This is a genomic window from Nocardia uniformis NBRC 13702, from assembly GCF_001613345.1.
In the GTDB taxonomy this organism is placed as follows: domain Bacteria; phylum Actinomycetota; class Actinomycetes; order Mycobacteriales; family Mycobacteriaceae; genus Nocardia; species Nocardia uniformis.
The window spans coordinates 1-18990 of the sequence record NZ_BDCE01000027.1 but is presented as its reverse complement, the minus strand read 5'-3'; the positions used below and the strand labels follow the sequence as shown (position 1 = coordinate 18990).

General features: G+C 67.0%; 20 protein-coding genes, 1 tRNA gene and 1 pseudogene. 13 read left to right on the top strand and 9 right to left on the bottom strand.

Annotated features, from left to right (window positions below):
- Positions 1-310: 310 nt before the first annotated feature.
- Entirely contained in the window at positions 311-550 is a 240-nt protein-coding gene (locus NU1_RS08045; RefSeq protein WP_067518955.1) for a hypothetical protein, read from the bottom strand.
- A 206-nt stretch (positions 551-756) separates the two neighbouring features.
- Between NU1_RS08045 and NU1_RS08040 the strand changes: the two genes are divergently transcribed.
- The 7 genes and pseudogenes from NU1_RS08040 to NU1_RS08015 all read left to right on the top strand — a co-directional run bounded on the left by NU1_RS08040 (position 757) and on the right by NU1_RS08015 (position 8354).
- Positions 757-1734, top strand: a complete 978-nt coding sequence (locus NU1_RS08040) for a helix-turn-helix domain-containing protein (RefSeq protein WP_067518953.1) — start codon at positions 757-759, stop codon at positions 1732-1734.
- Positions 1735-2267: 533 nt separating this feature from the next.
- Positions 2268-2882 carry a LysE family translocator gene (locus NU1_RS08035; RefSeq protein ID WP_067518952.1) on the top strand — a complete coding sequence of 205 codons (615 nt, stop codon included), beginning with the start codon at positions 2268-2270 and terminating at the stop codon, positions 2880-2882.
- A gap of 344 nt (positions 2883-3226) precedes the next feature.
- A pseudogene (locus tag NU1_RS40110) lies at positions 3227-3748 on the top strand (bifunctional adenosylcobinamide kinase/adenosylcobinamide-phosphate guanylyltransferase); the annotation flags it as partial.
- Positions 3749-4405: 657 nt separating this feature from the next.
- Complete coding sequence (cobT, locus tag NU1_RS08030) at positions 4406-5467, top strand: nicotinate-nucleotide--dimethylbenzimidazole phosphoribosyltransferase (protein WP_245719993.1); 1062 nt, start codon at positions 4406-4408, stop codon at positions 5465-5467.
- Between the two features lie 579 nt (positions 5468-6046).
- Entirely contained in the window at positions 6047-6793 is a 747-nt protein-coding gene (locus NU1_RS08025; RefSeq protein ID WP_067518950.1) for an adenosylcobinamide-GDP ribazoletransferase, read from the top strand.
- 516 nt (positions 6794-7309) lie between these two features.
- Entirely contained in the window at positions 7310-8134 is an 825-nt protein-coding gene (gene erm, locus NU1_RS08020; RefSeq protein ID WP_084521084.1) for an ErmE/ErmH/ErmO/ErmR family 23S rRNA (adenine(2058)-N(6))-methyltransferase, read from the top strand.
- A 137-nt stretch (positions 8135-8271) separates the two neighbouring features.
- Positions 8272-8354: transfer RNA gene (locus NU1_RS08015), tRNA-Leu, on the top strand.
- Positions 8355-8415: 61 nt separating this feature from the next.
- Here the strand turns inward: NU1_RS08015 and NU1_RS08010 are convergent.
- The 3 genes from NU1_RS08010 to NU1_RS08000 form a co-directional block, all read right to left on the bottom strand.
- The gene (locus NU1_RS08010; RefSeq protein WP_212761730.1) at positions 8416-9369 is read right to left on the bottom strand and encodes a LysR family transcriptional regulator; all 954 of its coding nucleotides are present in this window, start codon (positions 9367-9369) and stop codon (positions 8416-8418) included.
- Between the two features lie 128 nt (positions 9370-9497).
- A complete protein-coding gene (locus NU1_RS08005) occupies positions 9498-10067 on the bottom strand; it encodes a cupin domain-containing protein (RefSeq protein ID WP_067518947.1) in 570 nt (189 codons plus the stop codon).
- 4 nt (positions 10068-10071) lie between these two features.
- The gene (locus NU1_RS08000; protein WP_067518945.1) at positions 10072-11223 is read right to left on the bottom strand and encodes an epoxide hydrolase family protein; all 1152 of its coding nucleotides are present in this window, start codon (positions 11221-11223) and stop codon (positions 10072-10074) included.
- Positions 11224-11520: 297 nt separating this feature from the next.
- Here NU1_RS08000 and NU1_RS07995 point away from each other — a divergent pair, with 297 nt between their 5' ends.
- The gene (locus NU1_RS07995; RefSeq protein WP_067518944.1) at positions 11521-11994 is read left to right on the top strand and encodes a hypothetical protein; all 474 of its coding nucleotides are present in this window, start codon (positions 11521-11523) and stop codon (positions 11992-11994) included.
- On the opposite strand, the gene NU1_RS41175 is transcribed toward NU1_RS07995, so the two are convergent.
- A complete protein-coding gene (locus NU1_RS41175) occupies positions 11972-12178 on the bottom strand; it encodes a hypothetical protein (RefSeq protein WP_169815014.1) in 207 nt (68 codons plus the stop codon). The two genes, NU1_RS07995 and NU1_RS41175, sit on opposite strands and share 23 nt — an antisense overlap.
- A gap of 25 nt (positions 12179-12203) precedes the next feature.
- Here NU1_RS41175 and NU1_RS07990 point away from each other — a divergent pair, with 25 nt between their 5' ends.
- Positions 12204-12704, top strand: a complete 501-nt coding sequence (locus NU1_RS07990; RefSeq protein ID WP_067518942.1) for a CGNR zinc finger domain-containing protein — start codon at positions 12204-12206, stop codon at positions 12702-12704.
- A 368-nt stretch (positions 12705-13072) separates the two neighbouring features.
- The gene (ald, locus tag NU1_RS07985; RefSeq protein ID WP_067518957.1) at positions 13073-14179 is read left to right on the top strand and encodes an alanine dehydrogenase; all 1107 of its coding nucleotides are present in this window, start codon (positions 13073-13075) and stop codon (positions 14177-14179) included.
- On the opposite strand, the gene NU1_RS07980 is transcribed toward ald, so the two are convergent.
- The 3 genes from NU1_RS07980 to NU1_RS07975 all read right to left on the bottom strand — a co-directional run bounded on the left by NU1_RS07980 (position 14180) and on the right by NU1_RS07975 (position 16419).
- A complete protein-coding gene (locus tag NU1_RS07980) occupies positions 14180-14695 on the bottom strand; it encodes an Lrp/AsnC family transcriptional regulator (protein WP_067518941.1) in 516 nt (171 codons plus the stop codon). It abuts the gene before it with no gap.
- 33 nt (positions 14696-14728) lie between these two features.
- Entirely contained in the window at positions 14729-14974 is a 246-nt protein-coding gene (locus NU1_RS41170; protein WP_157552038.1) for a hypothetical protein, read from the bottom strand.
- Positions 14975-15039: 65 nt separating this feature from the next.
- Positions 15040-16419 carry an FAD-dependent oxidoreductase gene (locus tag NU1_RS07975; RefSeq protein WP_067518939.1) on the bottom strand — a complete coding sequence of 460 codons (1380 nt, stop codon included), beginning with the start codon at positions 16417-16419 and terminating at the stop codon, positions 15040-15042.
- A 190-nt stretch (positions 16420-16609) separates the two neighbouring features.
- Here NU1_RS07975 and NU1_RS07970 point away from each other — a divergent pair, with 190 nt between their 5' ends.
- Both NU1_RS07970 and NU1_RS07965 read left to right on the top strand, forming a co-directional pair.
- On the top strand, positions 16610-17080 hold the full coding sequence (locus tag NU1_RS07970) for a MarR family winged helix-turn-helix transcriptional regulator (RefSeq protein WP_067518937.1): 471 nt from the start codon (positions 16610-16612) through the stop codon (positions 17078-17080).
- Entirely contained in the window at positions 17077-17454 is a 378-nt protein-coding gene (locus NU1_RS07965) for a DUF5313 family protein (protein WP_067518935.1), read from the top strand. Before NU1_RS07970 ends, NU1_RS07965 begins: the two co-directional genes overlap by 4 nt.
- Before the next feature lie 4 nt (positions 17455-17458).
- Here NU1_RS07965 and NU1_RS07960 read toward each other — a convergent pair whose 3' ends face one another.
- On the bottom strand, positions 17459-18037 hold the full coding sequence (locus NU1_RS07960; protein ID WP_067518933.1) for a TetR/AcrR family transcriptional regulator: 579 nt from the start codon (positions 18035-18037) through the stop codon (positions 17459-17461).
- A gap of 47 nt (positions 18038-18084) precedes the next feature.
- Here NU1_RS07960 and NU1_RS07955 point away from each other — a divergent pair, with 47 nt between their 5' ends.
- Positions 18085-18948 (top strand): phytanoyl-CoA dioxygenase family protein, encoded by an 864-nt coding sequence (locus tag NU1_RS07955; protein WP_067518932.1) that lies wholly within the window; start codon positions 18085-18087, stop codon positions 18946-18948.
- The last annotated feature ends 42 nt before the right edge of the window (positions 18949-18990 follow it).

Sequence of the window (18990 nt, the reverse complement as noted above, 5' to 3'; positions counted from 1 at the left end):
GGGTGCGCGCCGGAATGACGAGGGTGCGCGCCAGTGTGGTGAGGGGTGCGGGTTGGTGTGGGGAGGGGTGCGGGTTGGTGTGGGGAGGGGTGCGGGTCGGTGTGGGGAGGGGTGCGGGTCGGAATGGTGAGGGGTGCGGGTCGGAATGGTGAGGGGTGCATGCTGGAGTGACGAGGGTGCGCATGCTGGAGTAGGTGAGAGGTGCACGCCTGGGTTGGAGAGGGTGTGCACGCCGGAGTGACGAGAGGTGCACGCCGGGATGGAAGGGTGTGCATGCCGGAATGGCGAGGGGGTGAAGGCGTTTCGATGCTCAGCCGTGTTCGCGCATGCTGGTGATGGCGAGCACCTCGGCGTTGATGCGCTGGCTGTCGCGGTCGGTGACATTGCTGGAACCCGCCAGGGTCCATGAGGATTCGCGGTGGAAGGGGACGGCTCGGCCGGCCGCGGCGAACAGGGCGAAGATTCGGGTGAGCATGGTGGTCGTCTCGGTGGTCGTCTCGGCGGTCGCGGTGGTTTCGCGGGTGGTGAAGGTGCTGGCGAGGGTGGTCATGGCTTAGGCCTCCTGGTCGGTGGTGGAAGTTGTGGTGCCGCCCGCCATCGCGCCGTAGGTCAGCATTCCGAGGAGCGTCATGGCGGTTCCGGCTCCGGCGATTGCGGTGAGTGCGTGCATGGCAGTAACTTTGCTCTCAAGGAGTTGCTGCCAACAGTGGCTGTTCTGACATTGTCCGCAAATATTCGGCCAGATAGGCTGGGGTCATGCTGTCGAAGGTCGCCGTGGTGCTCAATACGCGCCTTGCCATGTTCGAATTCGGGGTCGTCTGCGAGGTATTCGGGCTGGACCGGACCATGGACGGGCTGCCCGCCTTCGACTTCAAGGTGTGCGGACTGGAACCGGGCAAGCCGCTGCGCAGCAGTACACCCGGAATCACGGTTACCCCGGAGTACGGGCTCGAGGAGCTGCGGGACGCGGACCTCGTCTGCATTCCGGCCTATCCGTTCGTGGAATCGCAGGCGATCGACCCGCGGATCCTCGAGGCGGTGCGGGACGCGTCCGAACACGGGGCCACCGTGCTGACCGTGTGTTCCGGGGCATTCCTCGCGGGGGAGGCCGGGCTCCTGGACGACCGCAAATGCACCACGCACTGGAAATACGTCGACGCGCTCGCACAGCGGTATCCGAAGGCGACCGTCGATCCCGACGTGCTGTTCGTGGACGCGGGCAACCTCATCACCAGCGCCGGAACGGCCGCTGGGATCGACGCCTGCCTGCACCTGGTGCGCCGCGAATTGGGCAGCGCCGCGGCCAATGCCATCGCACGGCGCATGGTGGTGCCACCGCAGCGCGACGGCGGACAGCGGCAGTTCATCGAACGCCCTGTGCCCGAATGCACTTCGGACAGTCTCAGCGAAACCCTCGTGTGGCTGAGCGAGCATCTGGAACTGCCACACACCGTGGAAGACCTCGCCGCGCGGGCGACCATGTCCACCCGCACCTTCGCCCGCCGGTTCGCCGCCGAAACCGGCACCACACCCGTGAAATGGCTGACCAGCCAGCGGATTCTGCTGGCCAAGCACCTGCTCGAGGACACCGAACTGGACTTGGAGTCGATCGCGCACCGCTGCGGCTTCGGGTCGGGAGCGCTACTGCGACACCACTTTCAGCGATCGGTGGGGATCGCGCCGACGGAGTATCGGCGGCGGTTCGGAGCGCGGGTGGACGACGCGGCGATGTAGGCCGCGATGGCCGAATACGCTGCTGCGTAACCAGATGCGTCGGCAGCTCGCTTCGCGAGGAAGCTTCGTGTGGTGCCAGCGAGGTAGCGGTGGATACCGAGATCGAGCGCGCGATGTCGGCGCACCTCCCGTCATCCCGGCATGCTTTGGCCGGGATCCACTGATGTTGCCTGCTGGCCCAGTCATTCCGGTGTGGTGAGCCGGGATCCGCGGCTTATCAAGGGTGGATTCCGGCTAAAAGCATGCCGGAATGACGGGGAATGACGAGAGGTTCGGGCGGCAGCACGCGTTCAAGTTCGGGAGGCCAGCCCTCGTTCCGGGAACTGGGGTGGGTGGGCACCCCGACACCTGTACTGCAGGGTTGGATTCCGGCCGCAAACACGCCGGGATGACGAAGGCGGCCAGGCGGCATCGCGATGCCAGTAGGGATGCAGTGCAGCCGGAAGGTGTGATGGCACGCCTCTATTCGTCGGCATGCCTACCGTGTGATCGCGGGGTGCCGTAATTCGTCGCGCGCGGTTACTGTGCGGGGGATGAGCATCGAATTCTTGCTGACGACGCTGGTCATCGTCGCGACGCCCGGAACCGGGGTGCTGTTCACACTCGCGGCGGGCTTGGCTCGGGGGACGCGGGCGAGTGTAATTGCCGCCTTCGGGTGCACATTGGGGATCGTGCCGCACATGATCGCGGCCGTGACCGGTGTGGCGGCGGTTATGAATACCAGTGCGGTCGCCTTCCAGACATTGAAGTATCTGGGCGTCGCCTATCTGCTGTATATGGCGTGGAATACCTTGCGGGACAAGGGGGCGCTGACCGTGCCCGAGGAGACCGGTGAGCGGCCGTCCGTGGGTCGCGTGATCCTGACCGCCGTTCTGGCGAACGTACTCAATCCGAAGCTGACGATTTTCTTCTTCGCCTTCCTCCCGCAGTTCGTGCCCGCCGGGGAGCCGAATGCGGTGGCGCGCATGCTCGTACTGAGCGGGGTGTTCATGCTGGCCACGTTCGCGGTGTTCGCGGTGTACGGGGCCGCCGCCGCGGCGGTACGCAACCACATCATTTCCCGGCCCGCCGTGGTGCTGTGGATGCGTCGGGTGTTCGGGGCGTCCTTCGTCGCGCTGGCGGGGCGGTTGGCTGTGCAGAACCAGTAGACGACCCGGGGCGCTCAGTCGCAGGCATGTCGGCGTGGTCGGCCTAAACCTGCACTCTTCGTCTTTTCATGCATAGAAATGTCGGGGAAGGACGAAAAGTGCACGTTTAGTACCGCAACGGCATTCCCGTCATTCCGGCGCGCTTTGGCCGGAATCCGCACGAGCTGGAGCGGCGCTTCACGGTGTGGGTCCCGGCCAAAACATGCCGGTATGACGATAAAGTCGTCGAGTGGCGTTGCGGTGTCAGGCCGGGATCGTGCCCATCCGATTTTCGCGATCTCAGGCTTTCGTGTTCGCGCGGGTTGGGCGGGGCTGACCCGGGTGGTGGTTGATACCGTGCTGACGTGTCGCACACTGCTCAAACAACCGATCGGCCGCTCCGCACACTGGTGCTCGGCGGTGCCCGGTCCGGAAAATCGGCCTTCGCGGAACGCCTCGTTGCTTCGGGGCCGGTGCGGTACATCGCGACGGCCGTCGTCGACCCGGCCGATACCGACTTCGCCGAACGGATCGCGGCGCATCGAGCGCGACGATCCGCGGCGTGGACGGTGGTCGAGGGCGACCCGGTGGCGGGGCTCGGGCAGGCCACGCCCGCGACGCTGATCGATGACATCGGCACCTGGCTCACCGCGCGGATCGACGCGCGCAAGGCATGGGAGCAGCCGCGCGGGACGGTAGGTCCCGATATCGAGGCGCTCGTGGCGGCCGTGGGCGCGTACCCGGAGCGGTTGGTGATCGTGAGCCCCGAGGTGGGTATGGGGGTTATCCCGGCGACCCGCTCCGGGCGGCTGTTCCGCGATGAGATCGGCACGCTCAACCAGCGGCTGGCCGAGGTGTGCGATGAGGCGGTTCTCGTCGTTGCCGGGCAGCCGGTGCGGGTGAAACCGGAGCACGTGGCCGTGGTGAGTGAGCAGGCCGCCGACGCGCTGACGGTCGGAGCTACCGAGTGGACGGCTGGCGGGGTAGCGGGCGTGGGTTCGGTCGGCGCGGTGGGCACGGCGAGCGGTGCAGGGCGGGCAAGTTCTGCACCGACCGCCGCCCGGCCCGGTGCGGCGGGCGACAGTGTGAATATCGGTGCGGCTCACGATGGCACCGGTGTCGCGGGGAATAGGGCGGCGACCGATGGTGCGGATGCGGGCGCGCAGGAGGTGGCGACTCGACCCGAGGCGCGCGACGGCGGGGTGGAACAGTTTGGTGGACAGGCTGATTCCGGTGTTGCTGTGGGCGGCAGTGCGGCGGAAGGTGTCGCCGGAACTCGACCCGATACGGGGAACATTGGTGTGGCGCAGACAGACTCTGGCGTTGCGACGACCACTGGTAGTGAGGCCGGGTCCGGTAGCGCTATGTCGCTGAGCGGGTCTGAAGGTGCTGCGGACGCGGTGGAGTCCGGCAATGCGGGCGTGAAAGCCGCGGCGTTGGTGTCCGGTGGTGCGGGTGCGAATGCTGCGGCCGGTGGTGCGGATTCGGTTTCCGAAGATGATGGGGGCGCGCAGCGGGCGGTGGGGCTTTCGAAGGGTCCGGCTGTGCAGGTCGGATTCGGGCCCGTGGTCGCGCCGGATGCGGCGGTACGGGCGGCGGCCGAGGCTCGGCAGGCGGAATTGACCAAACCGCTCGGGGCGCTCGGGCGGTTGGAGCGGCTGGGCAATTGGGTCGCGGCATGTCAGGGGGTGTGTCCGCCGAAGCAGTTCGAGCGGGCTCGGGTGGTGGTGTTCGCGGGGGATCACGGGGTGGCGCGGCACGGGGTGTCGGCGTATCCGAGTGAGGTGACCGCGCAGATGGTCGCCAACTTCCTGCACGGGGGTGCCGCGGTGAACGCGCTGGCGCGGCTGGCGGATGCCACCGTGCGCGTGGTGGATGTGGCGGTCGAGGGGGATACCTCGGCGGAGATCTCCAACTTCAAGGTGCGGCGTTCCAGCGGGTCCATCGATCGTGAGGACGCCCTCACCGATGACGAGACCCGCACCGCCCTATCCGCCGGATCCGCCCTCGCCGACGAGGAAATCGATTCCGGCGCAGACCTTCTCATTGTCGGAGATATGGGGATCGGCAATACCACCCCCGCGACCGTGCTGATCGCCGCCATCACCGATACCGAACCGGTTATCGCCGTCGGCCGTGGCACCGGTATCGACGATGCCGGATGGATGCGCAAAACCGCCGCCGTCCGCGACGCCATGTGGCGGGCCCGACCGGTGGTCAAGGATTCGCACGCACTCCTGCGCGTCGCGGGCGGAGCGGATTTCGCGGCCATGGCGGGCTTCCTGGCCCGGGCCGCCGCCCGCCGCACCCCCGTCATCCTCGACGGCGTCGTGGTCAGCGCCGCCGCCCTGATCGCCGAACAGCTGGCCCCCGGCGCCAGCGCCTGGTGGGTGGCGGGCCATCGTTCCAGCGAACCGTCGCACACCATCGCCCTCGACCGCCTCCACCTGGAACCCCTCCTCGATATGAATATGCGTCTCGGCGAGGGCTCCGGCGCGCTGACCGCCCTCCCGGTCCTCCGTGCCGCCGTCGCCACCCTCACCGATATGGCCACCTTCGCCGAAGCCGGTGTCAGCACAGCGGATTCGACCGAGGACAGTGCGTAACCACCCGCCCGCACCCCACCCCGCGCCCGACCCCTCGGACGCCGGATCCTCGCGTACCTTCAGCAAGCGCCGCCCACTGCGCAATCCGGGCGACGCACCCGACACCCGCGCGAACCCGGCTGTAGTCGATGCGCGGCACGCTCGGTCGATCCGCGAGGGGGAACTGCTGGCGGCGGTGACTCACACAACGCCGCTGCGGGTTTCCCGTGGTCACTCGACCGGACCGGGCGTAGTCACCAGGTGCCGTCACATCCGCCCGCCGTGCCACCTCGGCTCGGCGGCCGTGCGCGCCGCGCTGGCACGGTGCTGTGGCCGATGGCCTACCGGCTTTCGGCACGGGCCACAGCGCCTCCCACACGACATCGCCTCGGCTCGCGACCAGGATCCGGTGGCGAGAGCTACTTGGACGATGCCGCCAGCAGTTCCCGGTGAGCATCCGACCAGATCTGGGCGGCGCGCCGTGGGGAAATCGCGCGGCGCGGTGTCGGTTGGCGAGCAGGAACCGGCAGCTGCGGCCACTTGCGCCATGCCGCCGCGGGTTTCCCGTGGTCAGCTGCCCACGAGTGAGGTGGGGTCTCGGTGAACGGGGTCCGATTGGCGGTGTCGTGGTTGACCGTGCTGCCGGTGCGAGGGCCGGAGACTGTGGATCGGACCGCCGGGGGGCGGGCTATCGGGTGGGCACCAGTGGTGGGGCTGCTGATTGGAACAGGTGCGGCCGGGATGATGTGGCTGCTCGGCGCGGCGGGGGCCACCGCGCTATTGGCAGGATTCGTGGGTGTGGCGGCGATGGCGTTGATCACACGCGGCATGCATGTGGATGGGCTTGCCGACACCATGGATGGGCTCGGCAGTTACGGGCCGCCGGAGCGGGCGCGCGAGATCATGAAAAGTGGTGGGGCCGGGCCGTTCGGGGTGGCGGCGGTGGTGTTTGCCATTGGGATTCAGGCGGTTTCGTTCGCGGCCTTGGCGGAGGCAGGACGCTGGGCGGCCGTGGTGGTCGCGGTCATGGTGGGGCGGGTGGCGGTGGTGTTCGCGTGTCGGCGGGGGATCAGGGCCGCGCCGGGGGCTGGATTCGGGGCACTCGTGGCGGGGACACAGCTGCCGGTCGTTGCCCTGGGGTGGGCTGGGATTGCCATTGCCGCAGCGGTATTCGCCACCGACGACTGGTGGCTGGGGCCGGTCGCGGTTTGCGTAGCACTGGGCGGGGCGGCGTTGCTGGTGCGCCATTGCGTGCGGCGCTTCGGTGGACTCAATGGCGATGTACTGGGTGCGGCAGTTGAGTTGTCCGTCAGCATCGCCGCCGCTGTTTTGACACTTCGGTCGTGACTTCGGCTGCCGTCGAGCCCTAGAGCGTTCGTGCGGTACTCGACTGCACGCATCAACCAGGGGAGGCTGGGCTTCGGCGCGACCCGGGGGCGCTCACGCGCCATCTTTGCTGCCCACATGCGGCGGCCTTCCCGCAGCAGTCGGTCGAACTCGGTGCGGACCTCGACCGGCAACGACGGCCATGCGGCTCGAACCGCACACTGGCCGCAGATTTCGGAGTAGTGGGAGCGCAGCGTGAACCGCGCTACCCCGCACTCGGTGCAGGCAGACGACACGTACTGCTCGGAATGAGTTGCGCGCAGCACCGTCTCGCCATGCCCAGATAATTCGCTTGCGGGGCCGAACGTCTCGTTTCTAGGGTGGGTCGCATGACATGCCATGCGCCCTTCTTCATTCGTCTGCGCAGCGCTCGGGCTCTGGCCCGCTAGCGGACGCGGAGACTTCATTCGGCGTCCGCAGGCGCGCCCAGGGCCCTTCGAGATTCATTCGACTCGAGGACCCGAAAGGGCAAGTGCTGTGGCGCAAGATTTTGCATACCGGAACTACTCGCATACCCAGGGCAAGGTCAAGAACGGCGGTAAGGGGCGGTCGCCGCGTGATCAGGCCAGGCGTGAGCTTTCGCAGAACTTTCTAGTGGATTCGGCTGCCGTGGAAATGATGGTGGCGGCGGCTGATCCGAGTGGACTGGTGCTCGAACCCGGCGCGGGGGAGGGCGTGCTCACCCGGGCGCTGGCCCGCGGTGGGGCGCGGGTCACCGCCTATGAGATCGACCCGCTGCTGGCCGCCAAATTGGCGGCGCGGACGCGGAGCGAGAGCGGAATACAGGTTGTCCGAGGTGATTTCACCAAGGCGAAGGCACCACGGGAGCCGTTCGCGGTCGTCGGGAACATTCCGTTCTCGGTGACGGCGAAGATTGTCGACTGGTGCCTGGCCGCACCCACGCTCACCTCGGCGACCCTGCTCACCCAGCGGGAGTACGCGCGCAAGCGTTCCGGCGACTACGGGCGGTGGAGCCTGGTGACCGTGGCGAGTTGGCCGTGGTTCGACTGGGAGCTGTGCGGGCAGGTGCACCGGAGCAGCTTCCGGCCCGTCCCCTCGGTCGACTCGGCGATCCTGCGGATCCGACGCCGACCGGAACCGCTTGTGCGGGACCGCGATTCCTACACCGAACTGATCCGGACAGGCTTCTCCGGTGTGGGTGGCTCGGTGCGCGCTTCACTGCGCACCCGCTACGACGGCGTGGACGAGGCCCTGGCCGTCGCGGGCATCGACCGCGACACCGTGGTCGGCTACGTCCACCCGGATCAGTGGGTGAAGCTGTACCGGCAAATCATCGCATAATCCGATGTGGTGCCGCCGCTGCCGTGCGGCGGCACCACACCGGACCAGCGGCCGCCGAGAACGCCTGTAAAACTAGCTGTGAACTGCACGTTTGTGTAATTGCACCGTTTATCCGTTAAAGTTTCCGAGCAACACCAGTCGGGGTGGCGGAATGGCAGACGCGCTAGCTTGAGGTGCTAGTGTCCTTAGGGACGTGGGGGTTCAAGTCCCCCTCTCGACACAGTGAAGAAGAGCTCCTCCTGAATTCAGGGGGAGCTCTTCTTTCGTCATACCGAGTGTGTCTATGCCCCGGGAGCCGACGGGCTCGTCGATGCCAGACTGATCGGGGCATCGTCGTGGGTGCGGTATTCCAGGCAGGCGCTGACGAAGTCGTCAACGGCCAGATTCGGGTCCTCGGTGCGGCACACGACGGCCACCTGCGTGGGACCGACACCGTCCACCGGGCGGTACCGCACCCCCGGGTGTCCGTAGAAGTGCTGTGCGGCAGCGGGAGTCAGGCTCACCCCGTATCCGTTGGCGATCATGGCCAGGAACTCGTCGGGAGTGTGGGCGACGGCGGAGATCTGTACCGGGGTGTTGTCGCGTGCGTCGACAGCGAGCCAGTGGTCGCGCCAGGAGTCCGAGACGGCGGGTAGCGCGATGAACGGTTCCTGCCATATCTGCCGGAACGCGATCCGCTTCTCCCTGGTGAGCAGGTGTGCGGCAGGTAATGCGACGCACCGGTCCTCGCTCCGCAGCACATTGACCCGATAGTGCTCCTGGCCGGGGAAAGGTACTCGAAGCACCCCGATATCGACCTGCCCGGCGGCCAGCCCCGCGGTGGGGTCGGAGAAGTCGGCCTGCCGCATATCTATTCGCCAACCCGGCCGTTGCCGCCGGAACGCGGCGACGATACTCGGCAGGTTCTGGTCGACCATCGTGCCGGCCAGAAAGCCCAGCCGCAGCACACCGGAGACCCCGCTGGCGGTCCGGCGGGCTCGTTCCATGGCCTCGAGCAGGCCTCCGTGGGCCGGGCGCAGATCGTCCACCAGCTGTCTGCCCAGTGGCGTCAGTGCGATGCTGCGTGGATTGGAACGGTCGACAAGCCGCCCGCCGATCCGGCGTTCCTGGCTTTTGACCGATTGGCTGATCCGTGCCTGCGAGAGGTGCAATCGCCGTGCGGTCCGGCCGAAATGCAGCTCTTCGGCCAGGGTCAGCAGGATCTCGATATCGCGCAGCTCCATGGCCGGTCCCATTCCGTCTCGGCCGGATCTCGTCCGGGGCACCCCCGAAGCCGAATGTGCCACACCGCAACTCGCCGAGCAACCGGAGCAGGGGTGCCCGCCGGGGCGCGATCGCGAAGTCGCCCCGGCGGCCGCTCGCGCTATCCCCGGCGCGGAGCGCCCTTGTGCTCCGCGCCGATGACGACGCCGATCAGCGCCGCGTCCTCGTCGCCGTCGTTTCGCCAGGCGTGTACGACGCCATTGAGCACCAGCCAATCACCGGGCCGCAGGCGGATCTCGGCGTCCTCCAGGACGCACACCGACTCGCCGGATACCTGCATCATGCAATCCATCGAGGCCGTCGCGTGCAGCCCGGTGAAGCCCGCGGGAGCGCCGTACGTGCCCGGCGGATTGGGGTCATCGACGAGCGCCACCGAAGCGGCCATCTGCTCGCGCGCACTCGCCGCGGCCCGGACCGGGTCCGTGGTGTCGGCCCAGTCGTCGGGATTGAAATGGGGCGGAAACACGATCCGGATAATGTGGAAGCCGCCGGGTTGCGGGATGAGCGGCCCCGCGAATTCGGGCCGACCACCCGCGTCCGGAAATGTCAGGGGGCCATCGGCCCCCCAGATGGAGTCGGGGCCGCGACCGCCGGGCGGGACCTCACCGTCGCTGACGACAATCGCCTTACCGGTGCTGTCGTGGCCGGTTACCACGCGCCTGATGCCCATACCTTCAGATCACCTTCCGGAAGAAGTCGCGGATATCTCCCAGGAGTAGGTCGGGGACCTCGTAGGCGGCCCAGTGCCCGCCGCTGTCGTACTCGTTCCACTGCACGATGTTCGAGTGGTCGCGCTCGGCGAACGCGCGCGGCGGTTTGAAGTCGTAGCCGAAGGACGCCAAGCCGATCGGCACGGTGGTCGGTTCGGCGGAGTGTGCGCCGTGGGCGTTCTCGAAGTACAGGCGGGCCGACGAGGCCGAGGTATTGGTGAACCAGTAGATCGCGACATTGGTGATCACGTCATCGGGTGTCAGCGACGTCGCGAACAACTGCCCACTCCAGGCGAGCTGCCCGGCGGGGGAGTCCGACAGCGCGTGTGCGAGCGTGCTCGGCTGCGCGCTCTGACTGAAATCGTGGATGGAGTGCTTCAGGAACTTCTGCCCGAATTGCACGCCCATGAGTTCCTGCTCATTGAGCCCGTCCATCTCGCCCGGATCGCCCTTGGGGAAGGAGAAGATCTGATCGACGTGCACACCGATGACATTGTCCGGGGCGAGCCGCCCCATCTCGGGCGCGACGAGGGCGCCCGCGTCATTGCCGTGCACGCCGTAGCGGTCGTACCCCAGGCGGCTCATCAGCTCGTTGAATACCGCGGCGATTCGCTCCGACGTCCAGCCCGCCCGGTCGGTCGGCCCGGAGAAAGCGAATCCCGGATAGGAGGGGATCACCACGTGAAAGGCATCGGCGGGATCACCGCCGTGCGCACGCGGATCGGTCAATTCGGCGACAAGACCGAGAAATTCGGTGAACGAGCTGGGCCAGCCGTGGGTGAGCATCAGGGGGGTCGCATCGGGCTCAGGGGAGCGCACGTGGACGAAGTGAACGTGCTGGCCGTCGATCTCGGTGGTGAACTGCGCGAAGCCGTTCAAACGTTCCTCGTGCGCCCGCCAATCGAATGCGTCGCGCCAATGATCCAGGAGCGGGCGCACATACGAGAGGGGGACGCCGTATTCCCAGCCGGGCGGCACCGGAAGACCGATATCCACGGTACCGGCGAACGCCTCGGTGGGCAGTTCGGCGAGGAATCGGGTGTGGGCCAGCCGGTAGGCCAGATCGTCCAGGTCGTCCTGCGGGATCGCGATACGGAAGGGAGTGATCTCGGACAAGGGCCCTCCAAGGCAGTGAGATGCGGACAGGCACAGAATTCCGGGAAACGGATTCCCGAACAACACCGAAATCGACTGCCGGGGATCACTTCTGCTTATCGACCGGCGGTGGATTTCGGTGTGTTCGCGGTCCGAGCTCTGTGGTCGTCACCCCGGTTGCCGTCGCTCGATCCGGCGTGCTGCAGCGGCGCGGTGCCGTCCTCCCGGCCGTCGGAATGGTGCTGTTCCTCGGGGACCCTGAGCTGGGGACCGCGTTGCGGTCCGAAACGGACCGGCGAGTTCTGCGATGGTAGGGGAATGGCATATAAACAGCTCGGAAAGATCTCTGCCGTCGCGGCGGTCGCGGTCGCGGCCCTGGTGGGCGCGAGCGCCCCGGCGGCGGCATCGAACTATGAGCGGGTCAGTTTGCCGATGACGGTGACCGGAGCGCACGGGCTCGGTTGCGCGGGGGATGTCTGGGCCGAGGGCAATGTGTATCCGGACGGGGATGTGGCGGGGACCGTCGACCTGCAGCTGAAGGGATGGCTGAAGGTGCTCGGGGTGCCCGCGCCGTGGTGCTCGGTCACCGCGACCGTCGATTGGCGAAATCTCACCACCGGTGCGACGGGCTCGGGATCGGTCTTTCTCGGCAGTGGCAATGGTTTCCCGTTCTTCTGGGTAGCCCCGCAAATCGGCAATGTGCGACTGGTGACCGGTGCCGGTGACGTGACCTTCACGCTGCGCACCGATCTGCCGCACAGTGAGAGCGTCACGACCTTCCGGGTGTACTGAGCCGCGACGGCTCGTCGCCGGGTAGCTGGGGGTCGGAGAGCGTGCTGTGGCCCGCCGTGGCGAGCACCGCACCGCGCTCTTCGATCAACCACTTGCCGCAGACGCAGCGCAGATAGCGAATAGTGCCGTGGGTGGATACCGGCGTCGGGGTGGGCCAGGAGCAGGTGGGGCACGTTGCGGTCATGACCCCACCCTGATGTAATGGGCTAGTGCATTTCAACCCTTACGGTGGCGCGGCGGCCGAACTGGCTGTTCGACTGGTGAACGCGGCGCCGGATCAGGATCTCGGCCGGCTGCTCGCCGAATCCGATTACAAGCCGCTCAGCCGGATCGACGCCCGCCAGGACGCCGAGCTCCGCCGCTGGATACGGGAACTCGATGCGGTGTTCAGCAACCCGTCCGTCGATATGCTCAATGCGCTGCTGGCCAAAACCACCAGCCGCCCCTACATTTCGACCCACGACGGCAGGGCCCCGCACCTGCACTACTCCGAGCTGACGGCCCCGGCCGACGAGCGGGTGAAGGCGTATACCGCCTTCGGTCTCGCCACGCTGTTCTGTGAAGACTCCACGCGGATCGGCCGCTGTGCCCGGGAAGGTTGCCCCACCGTCTTTGTCGACACTTCCCGAAACGGCAAGCGCCGCTTCTGCTCCACCAAGTGCTCGACCCGTGTCCACGTAGCCCAGCATCGCCAGCGTCGGCCCTCCTGAGCTCGGCCGTCGAGGACTGCCGAGATTGAAGGCGCGGTGTCGGCACGGCTCTCGGCATGCTCGGGTGGGATCCACTACCGCGGAGGTGTGGATTCCGGCCAAAAGCACGCCGGAATGACGAAGGCGGCCGGGCGGTGTTTGCGACCTCAACCCCCGGTTGGCCGTCGTCCGCGCGGCTCGTTTCTGCTTCGAAGATGATTCGGTCGACCCGGGGTCTGCGCCGGGATTCTCGAATAGTCGAACACTATTCTCTACCCGATGAGAATTATCTGCGGTGTTATAGCGATCATTCGGCATAATATTCATACTCACTCCTATGCGGCATCGGCCGCCCACGCCGTGTGAAACGACGCTCAGGAGTGCTGACAATGAAGATCGGGATCCCCCGTGAGGTGAAGAACCACGAGTACCGGGTCGCCTGTACACCGGCGGGTGTGCACGAACTGGTTTCCCGTGGACACGAGGTCTACATCGAAGCCGGTGCCGGTATCGGATCCACCTTCGAAGACGCCGCCTACGGCTTCGCCGGGGCGCGGGTGCTGGACACCGCCGATGAGGTGTGGGGTGTGGCGGATCTGATCCTCAAGGTGAAAGAGCCGGTGGCCGAGGAGTATTCGCGCATGCGGGCGGGGCAGCTGCTGTTCACGTATCTGCATCTGGCCGCCTCCAAGGAGTGCACCGACGCGCTGCTGACCTCCGGTGTCACCTCCATCGCCTACGAAACCGTCACCGCCCGTGACGGTTCGCTGCCGCTGCTGGCCCCGATGAGCGAGGTCGCCGGACGGCTGGCCCCGCAGGCCGGTTCCTACCACCTCATGCGCAGCGGCGGCGGCCGTGGCGTGCTGATGGGCGGCGTACCGGGCGTGCGGGCCGCGAATGTGGTGGTGCTCGGCGCGGGTGTGTCGGGGCGCAATGCGATTGCCGTGGCGCACGGTATGCGGGCCGAGGTCACGGTGCTGGATCTCAATATCGCCCGGCTGCGCGAGATCGACGACCTCTACCAGGGGCAGGTGCGGACCGTGATGTCCAACCGCCTGGAGGTGGAGAACCTGGTGCGCGAGGCGGATCTGGTGATCGGCGCGGTCCTGGTCCCGGGCGCCAAGGCCCCGAAGCTGGTGTCGAATGCGCTGGTGGCTCAGATGAAGCCGGGTTCGGTACTGGTCGATATCGCCATCGATCAGGGCGGCTGCTTCGAGGATTCGCGCCCCACCACCCACGCCGATCCGGCCTACCGGGTGCACGATTCGATCTTCTACTGCGTGGCGAATATGCCCGGCGCGGTACCGCATACCTCCACCGTCGCGCTCACCAATGCCACGCTGCCGTACGTCGTCGCCCTGGCGGACAAGGGCTGGCGCGCCGCGACAACGGCGGATGCCGGGCTGGCCGCGGGGCTGAGTACTCATGACGGAGTGCTGCTGTCGGAATCGGTCGCCGAGGCCCACGGCTACGCCGCACGGACCCTGGCGGCCTGATCAGGACGCGCGATGGGGTCCACCCGGGCGCACATGTTCGAAGATGAGGATCGTTTCGGTGGAGGCGACCGCCGGATGCGCGCTCAGGTTCTCCAGGACGAATCTGCGCAGCGCATCGGAATTCGCGGTGGCGGTGTGAATGAGGTAATCGTCGGCACCGGCGATGAAGTAGACGCTCTCCACCTCCGGTAGCGCCGCCATCTGCGCACCGAACTCGGCCAGATGGCTGCGTGCCCCGGCGTGTACCCGGACGGCGATCATGGCTTGCAGATCGCGTCCCAGGGCCGCGGGATCGATATCGGCGTGGAAACCGCGGATGACGCCGCGCTCGACCAGTGCACGCACCCGGCCCAAACAGGTGGACGGTGCGATTCCGGCGGCCGTGGCCAACGCGTTATTGGTGATTCGCCCGTCCCGCGCCAGCTCGTCGAGCAGTATCCGGTCGATCTCGTCGATCGGGGCAGGCGAGCGGGGCGGAGTCGGGACGGGCGAAGGAACTTTCTTCACAACCGCAATCTACCGAAGATCATTCACTGCGATGACTGGCATTCAGAACGTCGGGCACCAGATTCCGGCGCTGGGCGGACTTGCGGGGGCCCGGTCGGGGACCGGGATCGGTCGTTCGGGAACTGCGGGAGCGCCGCCAGCGGGATTGCCCGGCGAGCCGGCCCCCGGGGCGGCGGGTGCGTTGGGCCCCGAGTCACCGGAAGCCCAGGCTGCGGCTGGGTTCAATGTAACTACGGCGGCGCAGATGAACGCACCGACGAACAGTCCGATGTGCTTCTTCTCCGTCATGTTTGTGACGATACAACCGGGGTAAGCTAATACCCGGCAATTGACGTCCGCCGCGAATGTCGCCGTCAACCGCGGCAGTCCTTCCGAACCGCGGCTACCGCCTTGCGGGCGGCCACCAATACCGGATCCCAGACCGGTGAGAACGGCGGGGCGTAGCCGAGATCGAGGGCGACCATCTGCTCCACGGTCATCCGGGTGGTCAGCGCGACGGCGGCGATATCGATGCGCTTACCGGCACCCTCGCGCCCGACGATCTGCACGCCGAGCAGTCGGCCGGTGCGGCGTTCGGCGATCATTTTCACCGTCATGAGCGATGTGCCGGGGAAATAGCCCGAGCGGCTGGTGGATTCGATGACAACGGTGACGAACTGCAAGCCCACGGCGCGGGCTTCCTTCTCTCGCAAGCCAGTTCGGGCGACCTCCAAATCGCACACCTTGCTGACGGCGGTCCCGACCACACCGGGGAACGTGGCGTAATCGCCGCCGACGCCGGAACCGATGATCTGGCCGTGCTTATTGGCGTGGGTGCCGAGCGGAATATGGCGTTCGGAACCCGAGACCAGGTCGAGCACCTCCACGCAATCACCTCCGGCCCAAATGTTCTCGTGGCCACGCACCCGCATGGCCAGATCGGTGAGCAGGCCGCCGTACGCGCCCAGGGGTAGACCGGCGGCGCGTGCGAGATCGGTGGCGGGGCGGACGCCGATACCGAAAACGACGACATCGGCCGGGTATTCGTCGTCGGCAGTAGCGACGGCGCGGACCCGGCCCGCGTCATCGGTGCGGACTGCCGTTACCTCGGTACCGCCGATGACTCGAATGCCCATGCCCTCCATGGCCTTCCGAATCAACACACCCATATCGGGATCGAGGGTGGCCATTGGCTCCGCCCCACGGTTGATCATGGTGACGTCGTAGCCGCGAGTGATCAACGCCTCCGCCATTTCGACGCCGATATAGCCCGCGCCCACCACGACGGCGCGTCTGCCCTCGATCGACTCGAGGGTGTCGATGAGGGCCTGCCCATCGTCGAGGGTCTGTACGCCGTGGACCCCGGCCGCGTCGATACCGGGCAGCGGTGGCCGGATCGGGGTCGCGCCGGTGGCGATCACGAGTTTGTCGTACCCGGTCCACGATTGCGCCCCCGTCTCCAGATCGCGCGCCCGCACCCGACGACCGGGAACGTCGATCTCGACCACCTCGGTGCGCAGGCGCAGGTCGATACCGCGCGCCCGGTGCTCCTCGGGGGTGCGGGCGATGAGGTCGTCCCGGTCGTCGACATCGCCGCCCACCCAGTAGGGGATACCGCACGCCGAGTACGAGGTGAAGTGTCCCCGCTCGAACACCACGATCTCGAGTTCCTCGGCCTGCCGCAGTCTGCGGGCCTGCGAGGCCGCCGACATTCCGGCCGCATCCCCGCCGATGACCACCATGCGTTCACTCATGCGGGTTACGTTACGAGGCAGCGCGCGGGTGCGGGCGGATGTCGGGCGCGCACCTGAATATCAGCGACCTCGCCGGACATCTCCCACGGCACCACGGCGACTCCGGCGGCTCCGGATCGGTGGCCTAGCTATCCGGTGGCCCCCGCCCGGATAGTTTGTGCACGAACTATTAGTGCGATAAGGTTCCCTCGTGGAACAGCGCGATGGGGTGGTGGACGATCCGCTGCGGTTGGACCGGCAGGTGTGTTTCGCGCTGGCCATTGCGAATCGCTCGGTGCTGGCGGTGTACCGGCCACTGCTGGAGCCGCTGGGGCTGACCCATCCGCAGTATCTGGTGATGCTGGCGCTGTGGGGGGAGTCGCCGATGTCGGTCAAGGCCATTGCCGAGGCCATCGAATTGGACTCGCCGACGCTGTCTCCGCTATTGAAGCGGTTGGAGGCGGCCGGACTCATTACCCGCCGCCGTGATCAGCGCGATGAGCGCACGCTGCTGATCGACTTGACCGCCGCGGGGCGGGCGCTGCGGCGGGACGCGGAGCGGATTCCACCCGCCGTGGTGGCACGGCTCGGGGTGAGCCTGGCCGATCTGGAAGAGTTGCGCGATGTGCTCGCGCGCGTCAATCGGGCCGCTCGGCGGGCCGCGGAGAAGGAGAGCGAATGAGTGGCCAGACACCCAATCCGATGCAGCGGGTGCGCTATATCTGCGGGGCGCGGTTGCCGTCGTCGATGCTCGACTGGGTGCGCAACGACCTGACCGGGCCGGGGGCCGCGCGCCGCTACCTGCTGCGCTTTCTGGTCCCCGTGATTCCGCTGCTGTGCGTATTCCTCTTGATACCGGGTCCGCTGTGGGTCGGATTGTCGATGATGGCGCTGCTGTATCTACCGCTCATCTTCTTCACCATCGCGCTCATGTACGTCTACCGGCGGCACCGGCTGATTCAGCACGGCTTGGATCCGGAACTCGCCGATATCAGGGAACGGCAGCGCGCCGCCGTCGAACGGGCCGCGTACGAGGAGCGTCACGGCCGCGGCTGACTGGTCATCGGAAGGTGAGCGCGCCCGCGATCACGCCCCAGAGTCGTTCGGTCGCTTCGTCGATCGACGGGCGCGGATCGCGGCGTAGGAGATCGGCGATGCCGAAGCGGAGTGCTCCGATAATGCAGGAACCCGCCAGCTCCGCGTCTATCTGGGCGTCGATATCGCCATCGAGCTGGCCCTGGCGGATATTGCGGCCCGCCGCGGCCATGAGCCGAGCCAGTGCACCGGCTTCCAATTCCGCGACCTCCGGCTCCACGGCAATGCGGTGGAGCAGGAGCCCGGCCAGGGGGTCGCCGAAATGGTAGGCGACGAAATTGCGGGTGCGGGCGCGTTCTCGCGCACTCCAGTGCTGCGCGTCGGGCAGGGTGTCATCGGCAATGGCCGCCACCAGTCCGGCGTGGAATTGCTCGTACACGGCAACCAGCAGACCGGCTTTGGAGCCGAAGTGGTGATAGAGCGCGCCGGTACTGAGCCCGGAGCGGCGTTTGAGCGAGTGCAGATCGACCGTGCCATTGCCCTCGAGCAGTTCGGCGCGGGCCGCGTCGAGTAACTGTTGACGTCCTACCGGTGCGCGTGCCACAGTCGAACAATAACAGAACCGAGTTATGTTATGGATCGGAGGGCGTCATGAGCGCCGAGGTGTCATCGGTTGTCGATCTGGTCGGCGACCTCGCCGGGAAGTACCGCCGCACCGAAAGCAGTGGAAATACGGTGGATCCGGCCATCGCGGACGCGGATCTGGCCGCTCTCCACCGCGACGGCTACGTGGTGCTGGAGAACCTGCTGAGCCCCGACGAACTGCGCGCGATCCGCACCGATGTCGAACCCCTGCTCGACCGGACCGGCCGCAACAACTTCGAAGGCCATGCGACGCAACGGATCTACAGCGTCCTCAATAAGACGCGCAGCTGTGACCGCGTGGTCGAGCACCCGCGCGTGCTGGCGCTGCTGGATCGCCTGCTCATGCCCAACTATCTGCTGTCCATGCTGCAGGTGATCAATATTCGGCCGGGCGAGTCCGCGCAGATGCTGCATACCGATGACGGCTTCTATCCGCTACCGCGTCCGCGCCAGGCGCTCAGTGCCGCAACCATTTGGGCCATAGACGATTTCACCGCCGACAATGGTGCCACCGAAATTGTCCCGGGCAGTCAGGAATGGGGCAATCGGCTGCCGATCGATACGGAAGAGCGCATCCCGGTGGTTATGCCCGCGGGTTCCTGCGTGTTCTTCCTCGGTACCCTCTGGCACGGCGGTGGCGCGAACCGGTCGCCGAACCCTCGCCTCGCGCTCACCGCCCAGTACTGCGAACCCTGGCTGCGCCCGCAGGAAGCGTTCACCCTGTCCACGCCGCACGAGATCGTCCGCACCGTCAGTGAGGACATTCGCCGCATGCTGGGTTACAGCATCCACCCGCCGTTCATCGGTCAGGTGAATGGCATGCACCCCAAGCGGCTGTTGGAAACCGGCGAAGGTGATTACCGGGGTTGAAGGGCGGTTTCGGTACGGCACCCGTCATCCCGGCATGTTCTT

What these genes read in the sequence shown, in the direction of transcription:
- NU1_RS08045 (WP_067518955.1), bottom strand. Translation starts at nt 550, where the DNA reads ATGACCACCCTCGCCAGCACCTTCACCACCCGCGAAACCACCGCGACC.
- NU1_RS08040 (WP_067518953.1), top strand. Translation starts at nt 757, where the DNA reads ATGCTGTCGAAGGTCGCCGTGGTGCTCAATACGCGCCTTGCCATGTTC.
- NU1_RS08035 (WP_067518952.1), top strand. Translation starts at nt 2,268, where the DNA reads ATGAGCATCGAATTCTTGCTGACGACGCTGGTCATCGTCGCGACGCCC.
- NU1_RS08010 (WP_212761730.1), bottom strand. Translation starts at nt 9,369, where the DNA reads ATGGGACCGGCCATGGAGCTGCGCGATATCGAGATCCTGCTGACCCTG.
- NU1_RS08005 (WP_067518947.1), bottom strand. Translation starts at nt 10,067, where the DNA reads ATGGGCATCAGGCGCGTGGTAACCGGCCACGACAGCACCGGTAAGGCG.
- NU1_RS07995 (WP_067518944.1), top strand. Translation starts at nt 11,521, where the DNA reads ATGGCATATAAACAGCTCGGAAAGATCTCTGCCGTCGCGGCGGTCGCG.
- NU1_RS41175 (WP_169815014.1), bottom strand. Translation starts at nt 12,178, where the DNA reads ATGACCGCAACGTGCCCCACCTGCTCCTGGCCCACCCCGACGCCGGTA.
- ald (WP_067518957.1), top strand. Translation starts at nt 13,073, where the DNA reads ATGAAGATCGGGATCCCCCGTGAGGTGAAGAACCACGAGTACCGGGTC.
- NU1_RS41170 (WP_157552038.1), bottom strand. Translation starts at nt 14,974, where the DNA reads ATGACGGAGAAGAAGCACATCGGACTGTTCGTCGGTGCGTTCATCTGC.
- NU1_RS07975 (WP_067518939.1), bottom strand. Translation starts at nt 16,419, where the DNA reads ATGAGTGAACGCATGGTGGTCATCGGCGGGGATGCGGCCGGAATGTCG.
- NU1_RS07965 (WP_067518935.1), top strand. Translation starts at nt 17,077, where the DNA reads ATGAGTGGCCAGACACCCAATCCGATGCAGCGGGTGCGCTATATCTGC.
- NU1_RS07955 (WP_067518932.1), top strand. Translation starts at nt 18,085, where the DNA reads ATGAGCGCCGAGGTGTCATCGGTTGTCGATCTGGTCGGCGACCTCGCC.